We start from the raw sequence: 18,901 nt of genomic DNA on the forward strand, positions 1-18,901 counted from the left end.
AAAACATGCCGTTAATACTGGCGAAACAGGGCGGGGCTACGATAAAGGGGACGGGAGAAAGAAGGGTGACTATGGATAAAGGAATCGGAAATCTGGGACCGAGACGCATCATCGCGGCCGTCCGGCATTCGGAGGATTTGAAACTGGCGTGCGCAAGCGACCTGCCGGTTGTTTTTCTGCTGGTCGGTGATTTGTTTACCGTACAGGATTATGTGAAGCAGGTGATCGACAGCGGCAAAAAAGTGTTTTTGCACGTCGATTTTATAGCCGGTCTCGGAAGCGATCCCATCATTATTAAATATTTGGCCGAGAAGGTCAGGCCGACCGGTATTATTTCCACGAAAACGCATCTGATCAAGCACGCGAAAAAGAATGGTTTGGCAGCCGTTCAGCGCTTGTTCCTGATCGATTCGGCGGCTCTGGAGAACGGCATCGCCAACGTCCAGCAGAGCGGACCCGACGCCGTGGAGATTATGCCGGGACTGATACCGCGCGTTATTACGGAAGTCAGCGAAAGGCTGAGCGTACCGGTCATAGCGGGAGGGTTGATCCACCACCATGAAGAGATTGAAACGGCTTTACAGGCGGGGGCTGCGGCGGTTTCCATGGGCAGCCGGGCTCTGTGGGTGAAGGAAACGAAGCGGCCGCGTACGGATGAGGCGTTTGCCCGGTAATCGGGCGCGCCCGTTTCGGGATCGGCCGAGGATCGGTGCGGCAAACCAAGCAACCGGCGGCTGCCGCTTTACGCGGAGGGAGCTGTCACATCGCGAACGGCTCTCGGCGCGCGCGTGTACCTTTTGTCTTTACAAATCTTTAAAATCGCGTTCATACAGAGCTAACACTTGGCGGATAAAGTAGAAACATAGAGAGAACCAACTGAATCGGCAAGGGTTGAGATGAGGAGAAAACCCTTTATGCAATATTCGCCGCAGGGCATGGCACGGCGGAAGTTCCGTTAACTAACGGGCTCCGGTCGTGCGGTAGTTTCCTGTTCCGGGCGCGTATTGGATGAAGGGTTTTTTGGGTTGTCTTCTTCCGGCCGGTGAGGTGTTCAAGGAGGAAAAACGCTTGCGGGGCCTGACAGAATGGAACGATGCAGAAGCTTATTTTTTTGATCTCGACGGGACGATCTTCCTCGGAGGCCGCCTGCTTCCCGGAGCGGCGGAGCTGCTCCGCTCGCTGGAGGGAGCCGGCAAGACGGTCGGCTTCCTGACCAACACGACGACGCAGACGGCCGCGGACTGCGGCCGCCGCCTGCGGGGGCTGGGTCTAAACGTCCGCGACGAGCAGGTCGTAACCGCAGCGGCGTCGGCCGCCGCCTACCTGGCGGAGCAAGCTCCGCAGGCCCGGGTGCTCGCCGTCGGCGAGGAAGCGCTGATCGCGGAGCTGGACGCGAGGAACATCCGCGTCGTGCGGACGCCGCCGGAGGCGACGCACGTGGTCGTCGGCATGGACCGGCGCTTCGACTATGCGAAGCTGCATGCCGCGTCCAGGGCGCTGCGGTCCGGGGCGGAGCTCATCGCCTGCAACCCGGACACGTTCTGTCCGGTGGAAGGCGACGAGCTGCCCGACACCGGGGCCATGACGGCCGCGATTGAAGCGGCCTCGGGCGTCCGCGCGTCGGTCGTCGCGGGCAAGCCGTCGCTGCACTATGCGCAGGTCGCTCTCCGCAGAGCCGGCAAGACCGCAGACCGGTGCGTCATGATCGGCGACCGTCTGGAGACGGACATCCGGCTGGGCCTTGCCAGCGGCATGCGCACCGCGCTCGTGCTGACGGGCGCGGCGACTTTGGAGGAGGTGAGAGCGGGGACGGTCATGCCGGACTGGATCGTACCGACACTGGAGGCGTTCACGAAGCCGTCCGACGAAGAAATATTTAACATCCCCATTACATAACGTTAACGCAGCGGTGGAAATGGAGTGTTACATTGGGACAAGCACGGCGAACTGCAAAAACCGAAAACATTTTATTTGGGGGAGACTATCCAATGCGGACAATCGCGAAAATGAGTGTGTTGACACTGCTTACGGCAAGTTTGATGGCGGGCTGCGCCAAGCCTCAAGCGGAAACGAACGCAAGCACCACCCCGGGGGCGGGAACGGATAAGCCCAAAGAGAAAACAGAGCTGACGTTCTACTACCCGATCGCCGTAGGCGGCCCTCTGACGGCAACGATCGAAGCGATGGCGGCCGATTTTACAAAAGAAAACCCGGATATCACCGTGAAGCCGGTGTACACCGGAAGCTATGCGGATACGACCGTGAAAACACAGGCGGGCGTACAAGGTAAAACGCCTCCGGACGTAGCGGTTAACCTGTCGACGGAGCTTTACAGCCTGCTGGATATGAACGCGATCATTCCGCTGGACGAATTTATCGCCAAAGAAGACAAGAACTGGCTGTCGGATTTCTACCCGGCTTTCCTGGCCAACTCCCAGACGGGCGGCAAAACGTACAGCATTCCGTTCCAGCGCAGCACGATCGTCCTTTACTACAATAAGGACATGTTCAAGGAAGCGGGTCTCGATCCGAACAAGCCGCCGACAACATGGGAAGAGATGGCCGAATACGGCAAGAAGCTGAAGAAGGAAGGCCGCTGGGGGCTTGAAATTCCGGTATCCGGGTTCGCTTACTGGATGATGCAGACATTCTCCCTGCAAAACGGCAAGAACCTGATGAGCGAAGACGGCAAGAAAGTCTTTTTCGATACAAAAGAAAATGCCGAAGGGCTTCAATTCTGGTCCGACATGGCCCGCAAGGACAAAATTATGCCGGAAGGCGTAACGGAGTGGGCAACGGTGCCGTCCGACTTTATCGCCGGTAAAACCGCGATGATGTACCACACGACAGGCAACCTGACGAATGTGAAGAAAAACGCGAAGTTCGATTTCGGCGTAACGTTCCTGCCGCAGAAGAAATCGTACGGAAGCCCGACGGGCGGCGGCAACTTCTACATTTTCAAAGACATCGACAAGAAGAAGCAGGAAGCGGCCTGGAAGTTCGTCAAGTTTATGACGGAGCCGGAGCGTGCGGCCAAATGGAGTATCGAAACCGGCTACGTGGGCGTGCGCAAGTCCGCTTATGAAACCGACGTGATGAAAAAGTACGTAGCGGAGTTCCCGCCGGCGCTTGTCGCCCGCGATCAGCTCCAGCATGCGGCAGCCGAGCTGTCCACGCACAACAACGGTAAAGTGTCCAAGGCGCTGAGCGATCAGCTTCAAGCGGTGCTTACCGGAGCGGCGGAACCGGCGGCTGCGCTGAAAAAAGCTCAGGAAGAAGCGGACAAGGCGCTGGCGCCGTTCAACAAGTAAGCGGGCCGGAGCGGAAATGCGGTCGGCAGGGTCTCCTTTGGCTCTGCCGATTCTTTATTCAACCGGCCGGAAACCGCAGGGAGGGAAGACAATGACCGGGAAAGTCGCGGTTTGGAAAGAAAACGGGTTTGCGTGGCTGCTTCTGCTGCCGTCGCTGGTGTTTCTTATTCTTTTTACGTTTTATCCGATGCTCAAGACGCTGATCTTAAGCTTCTATCAGGCTGATCTGGCTACGCCGCAGCCGATTTTTGCGGGTCTCGACAATTACAAGCACATGGCGGAAGATGCCGTCTTCTGGAAAGTACTCCGCAACAACGTCTGGTTTGCGCTGGGCACGGTGCCGACGGCCATCGCGCTCGCGCTGGTCATGGCGGCGTTCGCCAATAAGGCGCTCCGGGCGAAAGGTTTCGTCCGCACGGCTTTCTTTTACCCGAACATGATTCCGATGATCGCCATCGCCAACGTGTGGCTGTTCATTTATACGCCGCAGTACGGGCTGCTCAGCAGAGCGATGGGCTGGCTGGGGCAATCCCAGGCGGTCAATATTCTGGGAAGCCAGGACACGGTCATGTGGGCGATGATTGCAATGATCGTCTGGAAAGAAGCGGGATATCTGATGATTTTTTATCTCGCCGGCCTGCAGAATATTCCGAAGGACTTGTACGAATCCGCCGAAATGGACGGGGTCGGACGCTGGACCGTTTTTCGTAAAATTACGTTTCCGCTCCTTATGCCGACGACGCTGTTTGTCATGATCGTGGCTTTGACGAATTCGTTCAAGCTGGTCGATCACCTGTTCATCATGACCAAGGGCGGACCCGACAACGCAAGCAACCTTCTTCTTTTCTATATTTACGATACGGCTTTCAGCTTCTGGGATCAGGGGCTGGCCTCGGCTTTGACGATGGTGATGATCGTTCTGCTGATGGCGCTTGCGGCGCTCCAGTATTTCGGACTGGACAAGAACATTCATTACCGTTAATTTCGCGCTAAAAAAGGAGGGTGGAACTCATGACTTCCACAACCGCCGGGACAGCGGCACCCGAAGCTTCGCGCCGGGGCGGGACGGCAAAGCCCGCATCCGCCAGACGCAGGCTGTTTGCACGCGGACCGCTGACCCTCGATTTCTGGCTGAATGCGCTTATGTTTCTCGTTGCGCTCGTCTGGATCGTACCACTGGTCTGGATGCTGTGGACCGCATTCCGGCCCAAAGATTCCGTGATCAATCCCACGCTGTCGTGGGATTTTACGCTGGAGCATTTCCAGCATGTCTGGTCGGCCGCACCGTTCGGGCTGTACTACGGCAACACGCTGCTCATCACCGGAGGCATTCTGGTCGTTCAGCTGCTCACCGTTACGATGGCGGCCTTCGCGTTCGCCCGGCTGAACTTCAAAGGCAAAGAATTTGTATTCATGCTGTTTCTCGTGCAGATCATGATTCCGGCCGATGTGCTCGTTTTCCCGAACTATAACGTGCTCAAGGAGCTGAACCTGCTCGATACGAAGCTGGGGATCATGCTTCCGTATTTCGCTTCGGCTTTCGGTATTTTTCTGCTGAGGCAGATGTTCAAGACGATTCCCCCCGAGCTGGATGAAGCGGCCGTGATGGAGGGGTGCTCGAAGTGGCAGATCCTGTGGCGCATCTATGTGCCGCTTGCCCGGCCGTCTTACGTGGCATTTGCCCTCGTATCGGTCAGCTATCACTGGAACAACTTCCTCTGGCCGCTTATCGTGACGAACTCGGTAGAAAACCGTCCTCTGACGGTCGGTCTGGCTATTTTCGCCCAATCGTTCGAGACCGGAGCGCAGTGGGCCGAGGTGAGTGCGGCGACGCTGATCGTGATTGCGCCGCTTCTGGCCGGATTCCTGCTGTTCCAGCGCCAGTTTATGAACAGTTTTATGCAGTCCGGCATCAAGTAACCTCATGTGCGAGAAACCGGTATGTCAGCAAGGAACACGTCCGTTTCACCGCCATGCCGGTGTGATTTTACGATAAAACAGGGCCGCTAACCCAATAGCGGCCTGTTTTATTTTTGGCCGAATGATGGCATTATGTTCAGCGTTGCATAGGGGACTGTGCGGCTTCTCCGTATAAATGAAGGACAGCTTCATTTATACGGCCTCCAGAACGGTTCAAAGACACCCTTCCTCCGGTTCGTGCGCCCTATTGTTTGCAGGCGGTCCCGGCTCCGGGTGTTTTTCTATTGGCAATTTACCCAACCAAGGCGAGTCCGGCCGCATATCCTAAAGAAGGAGCGTTACACAGCAGGTTTGAAGGTCTTGGATGCCGTACCTAAGGAGGTCACAAGATGGCATATCGCATCGACATCAATACCTCGACATTCGTCCTGACGTTATACGATGACGGCAATACCGTGAGTACTTATCCGGTCGGTGTGGGGAAGGTGGGAACGAGTACTCCGGAAGGCACGTTCACCATCGTCAACAAGGAGCCGAATCCCGGCGGACCCTTCGGAGTTTTCTGGATGGGATTGTCGAAGAAGCATTACGGTATCCATGGAACCAACGATCCCTCTTCCATCGGCAAGCGTTCTTCCCATGGCTGTATAAGAATGCAAAACAAGGATGTGCTGGCGCTGTCCCGCGTCGTTCCGATAGGTACTGCCGTGCGGATTCACCCATAAGAGAGGAAGGTGAATGATGAACATCTCATCCATCGCTATTGTGTCGCCGGGATCGTTCGCCGTTCCTTCCGGTACCAGCAGTTCGGTCGAGCACGTGGTGGAGCGGCTGGCGGACCGGCTCAGTGAGGCGGCTCAGGTCACCGTATTGGGCAGAAGAACGAGACGCAGACCGGCAAGAGAGCAGATCGGAGGAGTCACTTATGTGCGGCCGAGCTACAAAAGCGGCCTTCCGTATATAGAGGCCGTTTACCGGAAGCTGAAACCGATGAATCCCGATCTTATTCAGGTGGAGAATCGTCCCCGGTTCGTCCGGTATTTACGGAAGCGGATGAAGCGGGCGACCATTTGCCTCGGGCTGCATTCGATCACGTTCATATCGAAGCCTCACATCGGGCGCAAAGAGGTCGCCGAATGCCTCCGCTGCGCCGATCTTATTTTCGTCAACAGCGATTATTTGCGCCAGGAGGTTATCCGGCGCGCGCCTTCTGTTGCCAATAAGGTTGTGGTGAATCCGCTGGGAGCGGACCCGGCCATTTTCGCTCCCCGGATGTTTCACGAGGAAGCCCGGCAGGAAATGCTGGCGTCCCTGGGGCTGTCGGGACGCAAAGTGATTGTCTTCGCCGGACGGCTTATGCCGATGAAGGGCGTCGAGCAGCTCCTGCGCGCGATGCCCGCCGTGTTTGCCGCTCATCCGGATGCGGCGCTGCTCGTCATCGGCGGGGCGGGCTACGGCAGCACGAGACAGACCGCTTACGTCAGGAAGCTGAAAAGACTGGCGGCCCCGTATCCGGACCACATCCGCTTCATTCCTTACGTGTCGCACGATTCGATCCCGGCCTGGTTCCGTCTCGCCGATGTCGTCGCCGTTCCTTCGATGCGGATCGAAGCGTTCGGCCTCGTCAACGTGGAGGCCATGTCCTCGGGGGTGCCGGTTGTAGCCACGCGTGTCGGAGGGATTCCCGAGATTGTTCTCCACGAAGCGACCGGGCTGCTGGTGCCCCTTCAGTCGGTGGAAGCGGAACTGGCGCAGGCCGTCTCCCGGCTTCTGGCCGACGACGAGCTGAGGCGGCAGATGGGCAGGCGCTGCCTGGAGCGGGTGGCGGAGCTGTACACGTGGGAGAAGATGGCGGAGAGACAGCGGGCTTTTTACGATCTGCTGCCCTGAAAAAAAATAGGTGATCGGGGCCGGACCATGTCCGTGCCTTTTTTTTTCATAAATAGGCATAAACACCGGAGCGAAACGCTGCATAGGATACAGGAGGGAGAAGAACCGGAAAGGGAGATGGGAATGAAAAAAAAGAAAAACCCGGCGGGAGGCGCGCAGCGTCCGGCTTCCAGTAAATACAATGCGAGCATGAATGAGTTGCGCTGGCTGGATGAGGAACCGAAGAAGAAGAAAGAGCGTGAAGATGCCGTCCTATCCAAAGCGGAAGCCGAAGCGCTCCGTAAAGCCGAGCGGCCAAAACCGCAGGGTCTCCTCAGGGCGAAAGCCGAAGGAGCTGCCGGCGGAGGAAAGCAGACGGAATCGGACGGAAAAGGTTTTACGAAGGCATCCGCACCCGCCGCGCAGGAAAAAAGCGAGATCAAGTCGGTTGCCTCTGAGCTTGCGCAAGACGATGATATCTACGCGGGCGAAGAAATGCCGGAGGATTTCGAAGAATCTTTGCTGGTGCACGATACGGCCAAAGACCACTCGATAAGTGAGGAGGACGACGATGCAGTCGTGGCTTCCGATGTTCAGGAAGCTTTAGAAGCTCCGGCAGCCCCGGAAGCCCTAAAGGCTCCGGAAGCACCGAAAACTTCAGAAATACCAAAAGCTTCAGAAACACAAAAAGCTCCGGAAGATACCGGTAGTTCAAACCGTCAAGCCCAGCCGGACACTGTCAAAACCGGCAGAAACGGTTCGCCGCTGCTGCTTTTGTCGGAGCGCAAAGAAGAACGCGGCAGCGAAGGTGTCGTGTATACCGACGATATTGTGGAAGCCGCCGTTACGGGTGAGAAGATCGCCAGCCGCGCCATCGACGAGACGAAAATGAAGCCGAACAGTATCGGCACACGCTCCCTTCAAGACTTTTCGGTTGAGCGCTCGAAACTGGCCGACGGCAGTGTAACCAGCGAGAAACTCGCTCCCGGTGCCGTGCTCCGCGAGCATCTGGCTTATGGCATCGTGAACGGCGATCATATCCAGATCCGCTCGATCACCAGCGATAAAATCGCGGATAAAAGCATCACGGTCGAAAAACTTGCCGACGGGACGATCGATGCGGCCAAGTTCGCTCCTTACTCGATCCAGTCTCATCATTTGGCCGAAGCCAGCATAACCCCTGAACTGCTTGAAGATCAGGCCGTGACCTCGGATAAAATCAAAAGCGGCGCCGTCCAGTCCCGACATCTGGGCAACTATGTCATTAATTCGGCGAAGCTTGCCGAAGATGCGATAACTACCGAGAAGCTGCGGCACGAAGCGGTGACCGGGGAAAAAATTGCGCCGGCCAGTATTTCGGCATCCCATTTGGTGTCGGGAACGGTATCGGGCGACAAACTTTCCGCCGGAGCGGTGAATGCCATCCACTTGGCGAAAGGTTCGGTGGGGGACCAGCATATCGGAGCCGGAGTGATCGGCAGCGAGCATTTGAAACCGGGCTCCGTGACAACGGAAAAGCTGGCTCCCGGCGCCGTCGATTCCGCCCGGCTGGCGGAAGAAGCGGTGGGCTTCCGAGAGCTTGCGAGAAAGTCGGTTCGTCCCGAACATTTGGCGGACGGTTCTGTTCTATCGGTTCATATCGCGGAGGGAGAAATCCGTTCCAGCCATATCGGTTCGGCTCAGATTACGGAGGAGCTGATTGAGAACGGAGCCGTAAAATCGTTGAAAATCGGCCGGAGAGCTGTCGAAAGCCGTCATATCGACGAGAGTGCGGTTTTGACATCTCACTTGGCGAATCAGGCCGTCACCACATCGAAACTTGCGACGGAATCGGTCTCGACGGATAAACTGACGGATTATGCGGTCAGTACTGCCAAACTGAACGACAGCAGCGTAACGAGCAAAAAGCTGGCCCGCGGAGCCGTAGAAAGCGAGCATATCCAGCCGTTCAGCGTACAGTCCGTTCATATTGCGAACAACGCGATTACGGCGGCTAAAATAGCCGAGCAGAGCGTGAACGGAAGCCACTTGAAGGAAGGCGCGGTTAGCGGTATTCATCTCGCCTCAAGCGCTGTGGAAGGACGCCATCTGGCGGCGGGCTCTGTTAAGCAGCAGCATTTGGCGAAAGGCGTGGTGACAAGCGAGACGCTGGCGAGCGGAGCCGTGACGGGCGATGCATTGTCGGAGGGGGCCGTGACCAGGGAAACGCTGGCGGAAGGCGCCGTGACGACCGAAGCATTGGCGAGCGGAGCCGTGACGAGCAAGGCGCTGGCGAGCGGCTCAGTGACGAGTGAAGCGCTGGCGGGCGGGGCGGTAACGAGTGAAGCGCTGGCGGCGGGTTCGGTGACGAACGAGAAGCTGGCGGCAGACTCGGTGACCGGTAAAGCGCTGGCCGTAGGCGCCGTGACCAGCAAAACGCTGGCGGCAGGCTCGGTGACGAGTGAGGCGCTCGCGGCAGGTTCGGTGACGAGGGAAGCGCTGACGACAGGCGCCGTCACGAGTGAGGCGCTGGCGGAAGGTGCCGTGACGAGGGATGCTCTGGCGAGCGGAGCCGTGACGAGGGATGCGCTGGCGAATGGGTCGGTGACGAGCGAAGCGCTCGCGGAAGACGCCGTAACGAGCGAAGCGCTGGCAAGCGGAGCCGTGACGAGTAGGGCTCTGGCGGAAGGCGCCGTCACGAGTGGAGCGCTAGGGAAAGGAGCCGTGACCAGTGAAGCGCTGGCGTACGGAGCGGTAACGAGCGAGGCGCTGGCGGAAGGCGCGGTGACAAGCGAAGCGCTGGCTGCGGGCGCGGTGACGAGTGAGGAGCTGGCGCACGGAGCGGTAACGAGCGAAGCGCTGGCGGAAGGCGCGGTGACAAGCGAAGCGCTGGCTGCGGGTGCGGTGACGAGTGAGGAGCTGGCGTACGGAGCGGTAACGAGCGAAGCGCTGGCAGAAGGTGCCGTGACGAGCGAAGCGCTCGCGAAAGGGGCCGTAACGAGCGAAGCGTTGGCTGAGGGCGCGGTGACAAGCGGGGCGCTGGCAGAAGGTGCCGTGACGAGCGAAGCGTTAGCGGCAGGAGCGGTGACGAGCGAAGCGCTGGCGGAGGGCGCGGTGACGAGCGAAGCGCTGGCGTACGGATCGGTGACAACCGAAGCGTTGGCGTACGGATCGGTGACGAGCGAAGCGCTGGCGTACAGAGCGGTGACGAGCGAAGCGCTGGCAGAAGGTGCGGTGACAACCGGAGCGCTGGCGGAAGGTGCGGTGACGAGCGAAGCGCTGGCGTACGGATCGGTGACAAGCGAAGCGCTGGCGGAAGGCGCGGTGACAAGTGAAGCGCTGGCGGACGGATCGGTGACAAGCGAAGCGCTGGCGGACGGAGCGGTGACGAGCGAAGCACTGGCGGAAGGTGCCGTGACCAGCGAAGCGCTGGCGTACGGATCGGTGACCAGCGAAGCGCTGGCGGAAGGCGCGGTGACAAGTGAAGCGCTGGCGGACGGATCGGTGACCAGCGAAGCGCTGGCGGACGGAGCGGTGACGAGCGAAGCGCTGGCGAACGGAGCCGTAACGAGTGAAGCGCTCGCGTATGGAGCGGTGACGAGTAAAGCGCTGGCGTACGGATCGGTGACGAGCAAAGGACTGGCGAGCGGATCGGTGACGAGTAAAGCGCTGGCGAGCGGATCGGTGACGAGCGAAGCACTGGCGAGCGGATCGGTGACGAGCGAGGCGCTGGCGGAAGGCACGGTAACGAGCGAAGCGCTGGCGGCAGGCGCGGTGACGAGCGAAGCGCTGGCGAGCGGATCGGTGACGAGTGAAGCGCTGGCGGATGGAGCCGTGACGAGCGAAGCGCTGGCGTACGGATCGGTGACGAGTGAAGCGCTAGCGGCAGGCGCGGTAACGAGTGAAGCGCTGGCGGATGGAGCCGTGACGAGCGAAGCGCTGGCGGCAGGCGCGGTGACGAGCGAAGCGCTGGCGAACGGGTCGGTGACGAGCGAAGCGCTAGCGGAAGGCGCCGTGACGAGCGAAGCACTGGCGGCAGGCGCGGTAACGAGCGAAGCGTTGGCGGCAGGAGCGGTGACGAGCGAGGCGCTGACGGCAGGCGCGGTAACGAGCGAAGCACTGGCGGCAGGTGCCGTGACGAGCGAAGCACTGGCGAGTGGAGCCGTGACAAGCAAAGCGCTAGCGGCAGGAGCCGTGACCGGTGAAGCGCTGGCGGTTGGCGCGGTGACGAGCGAGGCGCTGGCCGAAGGATCGGTGACGAACGAAGCGCTGGCGAACGGGTCGGTGACGAGCGAAGCACTGGCGGCAGGCGCGGTGACGAGTGAGGCGCTGGCCGAAGGATCGGTGACGAGCGAAGCGCTGGCGAACGGGTCGGTGATCAGCGAAGCACTGGCGGCAGGCGCGGTGACGAGTGAGGCGCTGGCCGAAGGAGCGGTGACGAGCGAAGCGCTGGCGAACGGGTCGGTGACGAGCGAAGCGCTTGCGGCAGGCGCGGTGGCGAGCGAGGCGCTGGCGAGCGGCGCCGTGACAAGCGAAGCGCTGGCGGCAGGTGCCGTGACGAGCGAAGCGTTAGCGGCAGGTGCCGTGACGAGCGAGGTGCTGGCGAGCGGCGCCGTGACAAGCGAAGCGCTGGCGGAAGGTACCGTGACGAGCGAAGCGTTAGCGGCAGGCGCGGTGACGAGTGAGGCGCTGGCGAAAGGAGCCGTGACGAGCGAAGCACTGGCGAGCGGCGCCGTGACAAGCGAAGCGCTGGCGGAAGGTACCGTGACGAGCGAAGCGTTAGCGGCAGGCGCGGTGACGAGTGAGGCGCTGGCGAAAGGAGCCGTGACGAGCGAAGCACTGGCGAGCGGCGCCGTGACAAGCGAAGCGCTGGCGTACGGATCGGTGATGAGTAAAGCGCTGGCGTACGGATCGGTGACGAGTAAAGCGCTGGGGAGCGGATCGGTGACGAGTAAAGCGCTGGCGTACGGATCGGTGACGAGCAAAGCGCTGGCGAGCGGATCGGTGACAAGCGAGGCGCTGGCGGGCGGCTCTGTGACGAGCGAGGCGCTGGCGGCGGGCACGGTAACAAGCGAAGCGCTGGCGGCAGGCTCTGTGACGAGCGAAGCGTTAGCGGAAGGCTCTGTGACGAGTGAAGGGCTAGCGGCAGGAGCCGTGACAAGCAAAGCGCTAGCGGCAGGAGCCGTGACCGGTGAAGCGCTGGCAAAAGGAGCCGTAACCGGCGATCACGTCCAACCGGGAACTATAACACTGGCGCACCTTCATCCGGACGCGCTTTCGTTCCCGGAGCTTGCCGATCCACGCGGGGCCCGCTTGGCTCCGAAGAGCATCACGGAAGATCACCTGGCGATGGGATCTGTGGCGAGCGGGCATTTGCAGGCTTCCTCGGTTCTGTCCCTCCTTATCGCGAACAGGGCGGTGACCGGTGAAAAGCTTGCGGACGAAGCGGTATCTTCCGCTAAACTGGCGCCATCGTCCGTGGGAAGCGCGCATTTGCAGGCCGATGCCGTGAACACGAATCATCTCGCAAACGGTTCTGTCACGGAAGACAAAATCGCTTCGGGTTCGATCGGGGCTGGGCATCTCCGGAGCCAATCCGTCGAGAACGGCCATTTGGCCGAGGGCAGCATTACTTTCAACAAAATTTCCGCTGGCGCGGTCCAGCCGATCCATCTGGCGGAAGCTTCCGTAACGGAAGCGAAGCTGGCCCCGGAATCGGTGCATGCCGAGCATCTGGCGGCAGGGGCCGTAGAAGAGAGCAAACTGGCCTTCCGGCCGGTGCAGGCTCCTTCGGGCAAAAAGGCCGTACTTCAGCAGTTCGGTCTGACGGACTTCCGTTTCCAGGAGCAGGACGACGTACTTGAAATCGGCATCTCCTTCGAGGAGCCTTTTGCGAATGCCTCTTACACGCTTGTGGCGACAGGCAGCCATCCGGCCTGCTATGCGGTATGCAAACAGAAAACGGTGAAGACGGCCGTCCTCTCGATTGTCCGGACACAGCCGGGACTTGCGTTCGACGTTGTTCTAAACTGGATTGCGGTCGGCTCCAGGGACTGATTGCGGCAGACGGAGCTTTGTAAATAGCGTTCATTGAAAACCTTCCTTTAACGGGAAGGTTTTTTCTTTTTACACCGGGATAAAACAGCCCCGTACAAAAGCCAATTTTGAACAGAGTGGTTGGGAGTCCTTATTCGCGGAATGGGGAAAAGCATATGATTTACCATGTGATCTTCAGGTGTGAACTGGAAATTAAATCGTGAAAGTTTGGCAGCGGCTTTCTTGTTTTCCGGAAAGCATGCGGGAAAGGGGTATGCCTGGTGAAAGGAGTTATACTGGCGGGTGGAACGGGAAGCAGACTGCTTCCCCTGACGAGCCTGATGAATAAGCATCTTCTGCCTGTCGGGAAATATCCGATGATTCATTATTCCGTGATGAAGCTGAAGGAAGCGGGCGTGAACGAAATTTTGCTGGTCACGGGCAAGCAATCCGCCGGTCTGTATACGGAATATTTGGGGAGCGGCTCACAGTGGGGCGTGTCCATTACGTACGCGGTCCAGGAGCAGGCCGGGGGGATTGCCGAAGCGCTTGGCCTTGCGGAGCGTTTTATCGGGCGGGATAAGAAATTCGTGATGCTGCTCGGGGATAATCTTTTTCAGGATTCTCTGGAGCCTTTTCTTCGCGATTTCGAAAGCCAGTCTGAAGGAGCCATGGTGCTGCTGAAAGAAGTGCCCGACCCCGAACGGTACGGCGTGCCTGTTTTGAAGGACGGAAGGATTGTCCATATTGATGAAAAACCGGCAAGGCCGAAATCCTCTTACAGTGTGACGGGGATTTATTTCTATGACGCCGAGGTGTTCCATGTTCTGAAAACGTGCCGTCCCTCCAAGCGGGGAGAGCTGGAAATTACGGACGTAAACAACGCGTATGCCCTCAAAGGCCGGCTTTCCTACAGGATATTGAACAATTGGTGGGTGGATGCGGGAACTCACGAATCCCTGTATGAAGCGATCCGTCACATGTGGAAGGAGGAGGAAGGATAATGGCCGTTCTCCTTGTAACAGGCGGTATGGGGTTTATCGGAAGTCATTTTATCCGGTTCTGGCACAACCGTCATCCGCAGGATTCGCTGATAAATCTGGACCTGCTTACGTATGCGGGCAACCCGTATAATCTGACGGATCTTCAGGATTCGCCCCGTTACCGGTTTATTCGCGGAGATGTGGCGGACGCCCCGTTTCTTGAGCGGCTGATGGGCGGAACCTCCATAGACGCTGTCGTTCATTTCGCCGCCGAATCTCACGTGGACCGGAGCATCCGGGAACCCGCCGCTTTCGTGCGGACGAATGTGCTGGGGACCCAGCAACTGCTGGAAGCCGCGCGCCGTGAGGGTATCCCGAAATTTGTCCATGTCTCCACGGACGAGGTATACGGGACGCTCGGACCCTCCGGCGTTTTTACCGAAGAGACTCCCCTTGCGCCCAACAGTCCCTATTCGGCTTCCAAGGCGGGCTCGGATCTGCTGGCGCGGGCTTACCACGAAACGTACGGATACCCGGTTGCCGTCACACGCTGCTCCAACAATTACGGGCCTATGCAGTTTCCGGAAAAACTGATCCCCACTCTCATCATCCGGGCGCTGCGGGATTTGCCGCTGCCTCTCTACGGAGACGGGGAGCATGTGCGCGACTGGCTTCATGTCGAAGATCATTGTGCGGCCATCGCCGCCGTGCTCGAATCCGGCAGGCCGGGTGAAGTTTACAACGTCGGGGGAGGCAGCGAGCGCACGAACCTGGAAGTCGCCCGGACCGTCCTGAAGGCGCTTGGCAAGCCCGACACCCTGATCTCCTTTGCTCCGGACCGGCCGGGTCATGACAGAAGGTACGCGATCGATGCTTCCAAGCTGACCGGCGAGCTGGGCTGGAAGCCTGCTTATACGTTTGAGGAGGGACTGCGCTCTACAGTGGACTGGTACGTCCGGAACCGGACCTGGTGGGAGCGGATTTTAAGCGGAGAATACCGGGGTCATCCGCTCTTGAAAGGAGGCGGTCCCGCATGAAAATACTGATTACCGGAGCGGGCGGACAGCTCGGAAGCGATCTTGTCCGGGTACTGTCCCCGCGGCATAAGCTTGCCGCATTGACCCGGCACGAGCTGGATGTGGGAGACGGAGCGGCCGTGGACGCGGCCGTATTCCGGGAACGGCCCGAGATTATTATCCATGCGGCGGCTTATACGGACGTGGACGGAGCGGAACGCGAGATCGACCGGGCCTACCGTGTAAATTCCGCAGGCACTTGGCACATGGCGGAGGCGGCTGAGCGCATCGGAGCGAAGTTCGTCTACGTCAGTACGGATTACGTGTTCGACGGATGTAAAGGCGCTCCTTATATTGAGCGGGATAAACCGAATCCGCTCAGTGTATACGGGACCTCCAAGCTGCACGGGGAAAAATTCGCGTCGATGCTGTGCGAGCGTCATTTTATCGTCCGGACTTCCTGGCTGTACGGCCGCGGAGGCAACAATTTCGTCGCCAAAATCGTGGAGAAGGCAAGGAGAGGGGCTGAGCTGAGCCTGGTGGACGATGTATTCGGATCGCCGACCTACAGCCGCGATCTGGCCGTCTTCATCGGCTCGCTCCTTGAAACGGAGGAATACGGGACTTATCACGGCTCGAACGTAGGCGTCTGCACCCGGTACGAATTCGCCCGCGAGATCATCCGGGTTCTCGGTATGGAAGGCGTGAAGCTGCACAGGGCCAAGGCCGACATGTTTCCTCTCCCGGCGGCAAGACCAGCACACTCGGCGCTGGCCGACACGGCTGCCGGGGCGATCGGCGTCAAGCCGCTCCGGCCGTGGAAGGAAGCGCTCCGTCACTTTCTCCTGACGGACCTGGCGGACGGGAGAGAAGCCAGCCATGCGTAAACGGGTTAAACGCGGCCGGCATCCCGTGAAAACGCCGGAGAAAGCCCGGAGCGAAGGCTACATCCGAGGCTGGGAACAAGGCTGCCGATACGGCAGCTGCCAGTCGGTTCTGAACCGGCTTACCGCTCCGGCCTTCGGCTTTATCGAGAAGCGGGTTCTGTTTGTCCTGCAGGGTTTCGAAGCGATTGATGCGGGAATCCAACAGGGGCTGGCAAGCTTGACGCGGGAGCTTATCGTGTGTAAGCCGGAGCATATGCTCCAGACGGCAGCCGCCTCCATGCCGGATATGATGCTGGTACTGAACGGACTCCATGTGTTCCCGGAAGATCATCTGGCCCAGGCGGACGGAGTCCGGAGGCTCGGGATCAAGACGGCTATCTGGTTCGCGGACGATCCGTATTTTATGGATCTCACGCCGGCAATTGTGCCTCATTACGACTACATTTTTACCCATGAGCGCAACGCGGTGGCGTACTACCGGTCCTTGGGGTGCGAGCGTGTATTCCATCTGCCTCTGGCGGCGGCCGGGCATATTTATTACCCGCAGCCGGCGGAACCGTCCTATCTCAGCGACGTGTGTTTTATCGGGAACGCCTTTCCGAACCGCATAGCTTTTATCGACGAGCTGGCTCCCGCTCTGGCGGGGAGCAAAGTGGTGCTGATCGGGGCGCTCTGGGACCGGCTGAAGCATTACAAGAAGCTGCGCGGGGGCATTCACCTGGGCTGGAAGCCGATGGACGAGGCGGCGAAGTATTATAACGGCGCCAGAATCGTCTTAAACCTGCACCGGGCTCCCCTCGACCGCGTGTACAGCAAAAATAAAATCGGGCTGCCGGCGGGTTCCATCAACCCGCGCACCTATGAAATAGCGGCCTGCGGCGCGTTTCAATTGACGGACCTGCGCGGGGATCTCGCGGAATTTTATACCCCGGGTGCGGAAATAGAGACGTTCGAATCGCCGGAGGACTGCGCAGGCAAGCTGCTGTATTATCTTCGGAACGAGGAAAGAAGAAGAGAGATAGCCGTCCGCGGAATGATGAGGACGCGCGCAAGCCACAGCTTCGAGGCAAGGCTAAGCCGACTGCTTCAAATCGTTTTCGGCTAGACGGAATTTGCAGAAGGAGGTGGAGCAGATGGCTGCTCTGTCCAAAAGAGGCCGTTCTCTCGCGGTAAAACAAGCGGAAGGTTGGCAGAACGGGTACGCCCTGGGCGCCCGGGCCGGTTACCGGATGGGAAGGTGCGAATCGGTTATGCGCCGGATTTCTCTTGCGCCCACGGCTTTTTGGGATAAAAAAGTGCTCTATGTAACGTCGGGGAAGGGACTTCCTTATTCCCCTCTGGATACGGGGATTATCGAAACCATACGGCCGATGGTGCGGGAACTGGTCTTTGCCCAGCCTGTTCACGATCTGGCTTTGACGGTTGCCCGGGAAATGCCCGACTTTGTTCTGGTGCTCGATGGGATGATGCTGCCCATGGACCAGCTGGAGCTGATCCGCAAATGGGGGATCAAAACGGCCGTCTGGCTGCTGGACGATCCGTATTATACGGACGTGACGCTGAATCTGGCGCTGTCTTTCGACTACGTGTTCACGATAGAGCTGAACTGCGTCGGCTTTTATGCCGAAAGCGGGTGTCCGAACGTTCACTATCTGCCCCTTGCCGTAGACCCCTCCGTGTACCGTCCCAAAGCCGTTGCGGCAGGGAACAACAGGGGAGCGTGTTTCGTAGGGTCGGGGTATTGGAACCGGGTCCAGATTTTTAATTCCTTAACGCCCACGCTGCTTAGACACGACGTTCACTTTACGGGCTTATGGTGGGACCGGCTCGCCGCCTATTCCAAACTGTCCGGGAGAATCAATCTCAACAAATGGATGGGTCCCGAGGAAACGGCCGATTACTACAACGGCTCGCAAATCGTTATCAATCTGCATCGGGCCTACGATGATGAACAGTTTAACAACAACAGCCGCGGAATCCAAGCCGTGTCTCCCAATCCGCGCACGTTCGAAATTTCTGCCTGCGGTGTGCTTCAACTGACGGATATCCGGAACGATCTGTCCCGTTTTTACGAGCCCGGCACGGAAATCGTGACCTACGGATCGGCGGAAGAGCTCCGCGATAAGCTGGAGTATTACCTGACTCACGAGGAAGAAGGCAGGGAAATTGCCCTGCGCGGCTTGAGCAGGACGATGAGGGAACATACATTTACGAACCGGCTGACGGACTTGTTCCGGGTCGTATTCGGTTGATTTTTCCCGGGATTCCCGGCGTGCAATAGGGCGCGAGCGGAAAGCGGCGGGGACGGCAGCGGCATATAGTGAAGGAAGCGCGTAGGGGCGGCAGCCGCCTGTCCGTATCACTTACGGGGAAGGGGGGAATTACCATGAACAAGAAGACAGGAGCCAAACCGGCACGGGTAAAAAAAAGGCGGAGGGCCGGAACGGCCGCCGCAAAATCCGCTAAAAAGCGGCTGATTACGGCCGCTGCAGCTTCATCGAAACCGCCGGTAAAACGGAAGGCCGGGCTAAAGAAGGCGTCCGGGACGGCCGGCGCGAAAAGCAGGAAAGCGGGAGTTGTTTCCCCGAAGGGGACCGGCGGCAGGAAGAAAAGCGCGAAAGCCGGCCGGGGGAGAAGACTGAGGAAAAAACGCCCCCTGTCCGCTTCCGGGAGACGCAGAACCGCGGTCGATGCCGCCTACAATCAGGCATTTAACGAAGGGTACGATTCGGGCTTCCAGGCCGGCTTCTCTCAGGGCATTGCGGACGGAGAGCATATTCCGGCAGAGGCGGCGGCCGGGTAGCGTTCCGGTGCGGATACCCGCCAGGGACTTCCTTAGGGGAAGTCCTTTTATTGCGGCCGGATTTCGCCAAACCGCTCCGTTTCCGCGCAGGCGCGGG

At 59.1% G+C, this 18,901-nt stretch carries 14 protein-coding genes; all 14 read left to right on the plus strand.

All coding sequences use genetic code 11. From position 1 onward, the window contains the following. Window positions 1–71: 71 nt before the first annotated feature. Window positions 72–674: a glycerol-3-phosphate responsive antiterminator gene (locus tag ACI48J_RS05715; RefSeq protein WP_405083184.1), complete on the plus strand. Its 603-nt coding sequence runs from the start codon at window positions 72–74 to the stop codon at window positions 672–674. Between the two features lie 394 nt (window positions 675–1,068). Further along, on the plus strand, window positions 1,069–1,896 hold the full coding sequence (locus ACI48J_RS05720; RefSeq protein ID WP_405082094.1) for an HAD-IIA family hydrolase: 828 nt from the start codon (window positions 1,069–1,071) through the stop codon (window positions 1,894–1,896). Window positions 1,897–1,988: 92 nt separating this feature from the next. Further along, complete coding sequence (locus ACI48J_RS05725) at window positions 1,989–3,311, plus strand: ABC transporter substrate-binding protein (protein WP_326054226.1); 1,323 nt, start codon at window positions 1,989–1,991, stop codon at window positions 3,309–3,311. A 91-nt stretch (window positions 3,312–3,402) separates the two neighbouring features. After that, on the plus strand, window positions 3,403–4,293 hold the full coding sequence (locus ACI48J_RS05730) for a carbohydrate ABC transporter permease (RefSeq protein WP_016423545.1): 891 nt from the start codon (window positions 3,403–3,405) through the stop codon (window positions 4,291–4,293). 161 nt (window positions 4,294–4,454) lie between these two features. Beyond that, entirely contained in the window at window positions 4,455–5,231 is a 777-nt protein-coding gene (locus ACI48J_RS05735; protein WP_326054277.1) for a carbohydrate ABC transporter permease, read from the plus strand. A gap of 389 nt (window positions 5,232–5,620) precedes the next feature. Continuing rightward, window positions 5,621–5,956: a L,D-transpeptidase gene (locus ACI48J_RS05740; RefSeq protein ID WP_326054229.1), complete on the plus strand. Its 336-nt coding sequence runs from the start codon at window positions 5,621–5,623 to the stop codon at window positions 5,954–5,956. 13 nt (window positions 5,957–5,969) lie between these two features. Further along, window positions 5,970–7,121: a glycosyltransferase family 4 protein gene (locus ACI48J_RS05745; RefSeq protein ID WP_326054231.1), complete on the plus strand. Its 1,152-nt coding sequence runs from the start codon at window positions 5,970–5,972 to the stop codon at window positions 7,119–7,121. 123 nt (window positions 7,122–7,244) lie between these two features. Continuing rightward, window positions 7,245–13,136 (plus strand): WIAG-tail domain, encoded by a 5,892-nt coding sequence (locus tag ACI48J_RS05750; protein ID WP_405082096.1) that lies wholly within the window; start codon window positions 7,245–7,247, stop codon window positions 13,134–13,136. A gap of 260 nt (window positions 13,137–13,396) precedes the next feature. Next, window positions 13,397–14,119, plus strand: a complete 723-nt coding sequence (locus ACI48J_RS05755) for a sugar phosphate nucleotidyltransferase (protein ID WP_405082097.1) — start codon at window positions 13,397–13,399, stop codon at window positions 14,117–14,119. After that, entirely contained in the window at window positions 14,119–15,135 is a 1,017-nt protein-coding gene (gene rfbB, locus ACI48J_RS05760) for a dTDP-glucose 4,6-dehydratase (RefSeq protein WP_405082099.1), read from the plus strand. The genes ACI48J_RS05755 and rfbB overlap by 1 nt, the downstream gene beginning before the upstream one ends. Next, window positions 15,132–16,001, plus strand: a complete 870-nt coding sequence (rfbD, locus tag ACI48J_RS05765; RefSeq protein ID WP_405082101.1) for a dTDP-4-dehydrorhamnose reductase — start codon at window positions 15,132–15,134, stop codon at window positions 15,999–16,001. Before rfbB ends, rfbD begins: the two co-directional genes overlap by 4 nt. Further along, window positions 15,994–17,106, plus strand: coding sequence for a glycosyltransferase (locus tag ACI48J_RS05770; protein ID WP_405082102.1), 1,113 nt, complete (start codon window positions 15,994–15,996; stop codon window positions 17,104–17,106). The genes rfbD and ACI48J_RS05770 overlap by 8 nt, the downstream gene beginning before the upstream one ends. Before the next feature lie 28 nt (window positions 17,107–17,134). Next, window positions 17,135–18,253, plus strand: coding sequence for a glycosyltransferase (locus ACI48J_RS05775; protein WP_405082104.1), 1,119 nt, complete (start codon window positions 17,135–17,137; stop codon window positions 18,251–18,253). Between the two features lie 134 nt (window positions 18,254–18,387). Further along, window positions 18,388–18,804, plus strand: a complete 417-nt coding sequence (locus ACI48J_RS05780) for a hypothetical protein (RefSeq protein WP_405082106.1) — start codon at window positions 18,388–18,390, stop codon at window positions 18,802–18,804. The last annotated feature ends 97 nt before the right edge of the window (window positions 18,805–18,901 follow it).

The sequence above is a fragment of the Paenibacillus chitinolyticus genome, from assembly GCF_045038035.1.
In the GTDB taxonomy this organism is placed as follows: domain Bacteria; phylum Bacillota; class Bacilli; order Paenibacillales; family NBRC-103111; genus Paenibacillus_F; species Paenibacillus_F chitinolyticus_A.

Coding starts and splice junctions, on each gene's coding strand:
- ACI48J_RS05715 (WP_405083184.1), top strand. CDS start 72: ATGGATAAAGGAATCGGAAATCTGGGACCGAGACGCATCATCGCGGCC.
- ACI48J_RS05725 (WP_326054226.1), top strand. CDS start 1,989: ATGCGGACAATCGCGAAAATGAGTGTGTTGACACTGCTTACGGCAAGT.
- ACI48J_RS05730 (WP_016423545.1), top strand. CDS start 3,403: ATGACCGGGAAAGTCGCGGTTTGGAAAGAAAACGGGTTTGCGTGGCTG.
- ACI48J_RS05735 (WP_326054277.1), top strand. CDS start 4,455: ATGTTTCTCGTTGCGCTCGTCTGGATCGTACCACTGGTCTGGATGCTG.
- ACI48J_RS05740 (WP_326054229.1), top strand. CDS start 5,621: ATGGCATATCGCATCGACATCAATACCTCGACATTCGTCCTGACGTTA.
- ACI48J_RS05745 (WP_326054231.1), top strand. CDS start 5,970: ATGATGAACATCTCATCCATCGCTATTGTGTCGCCGGGATCGTTCGCC.
- ACI48J_RS05750 (WP_405082096.1), top strand. CDS start 7,245: ATGAAAAAAAAGAAAAACCCGGCGGGAGGCGCGCAGCGTCCGGCTTCC.
- rfbB (WP_405082099.1), top strand. CDS start 14,119: ATGGCCGTTCTCCTTGTAACAGGCGGTATGGGGTTTATCGGAAGTCAT.
- rfbD (WP_405082101.1), top strand. CDS start 15,132: ATGAAAATACTGATTACCGGAGCGGGCGGACAGCTCGGAAGCGATCTT.
- ACI48J_RS05770 (WP_405082102.1), top strand. CDS start 15,994: ATGCGTAAACGGGTTAAACGCGGCCGGCATCCCGTGAAAACGCCGGAG.
- ACI48J_RS05775 (WP_405082104.1), top strand. CDS start 17,135: ATGGCTGCTCTGTCCAAAAGAGGCCGTTCTCTCGCGGTAAAACAAGCG.
- ACI48J_RS05780 (WP_405082106.1), top strand. CDS start 18,388: ATGAACAAGAAGACAGGAGCCAAACCGGCACGGGTAAAAAAAAGGCGG.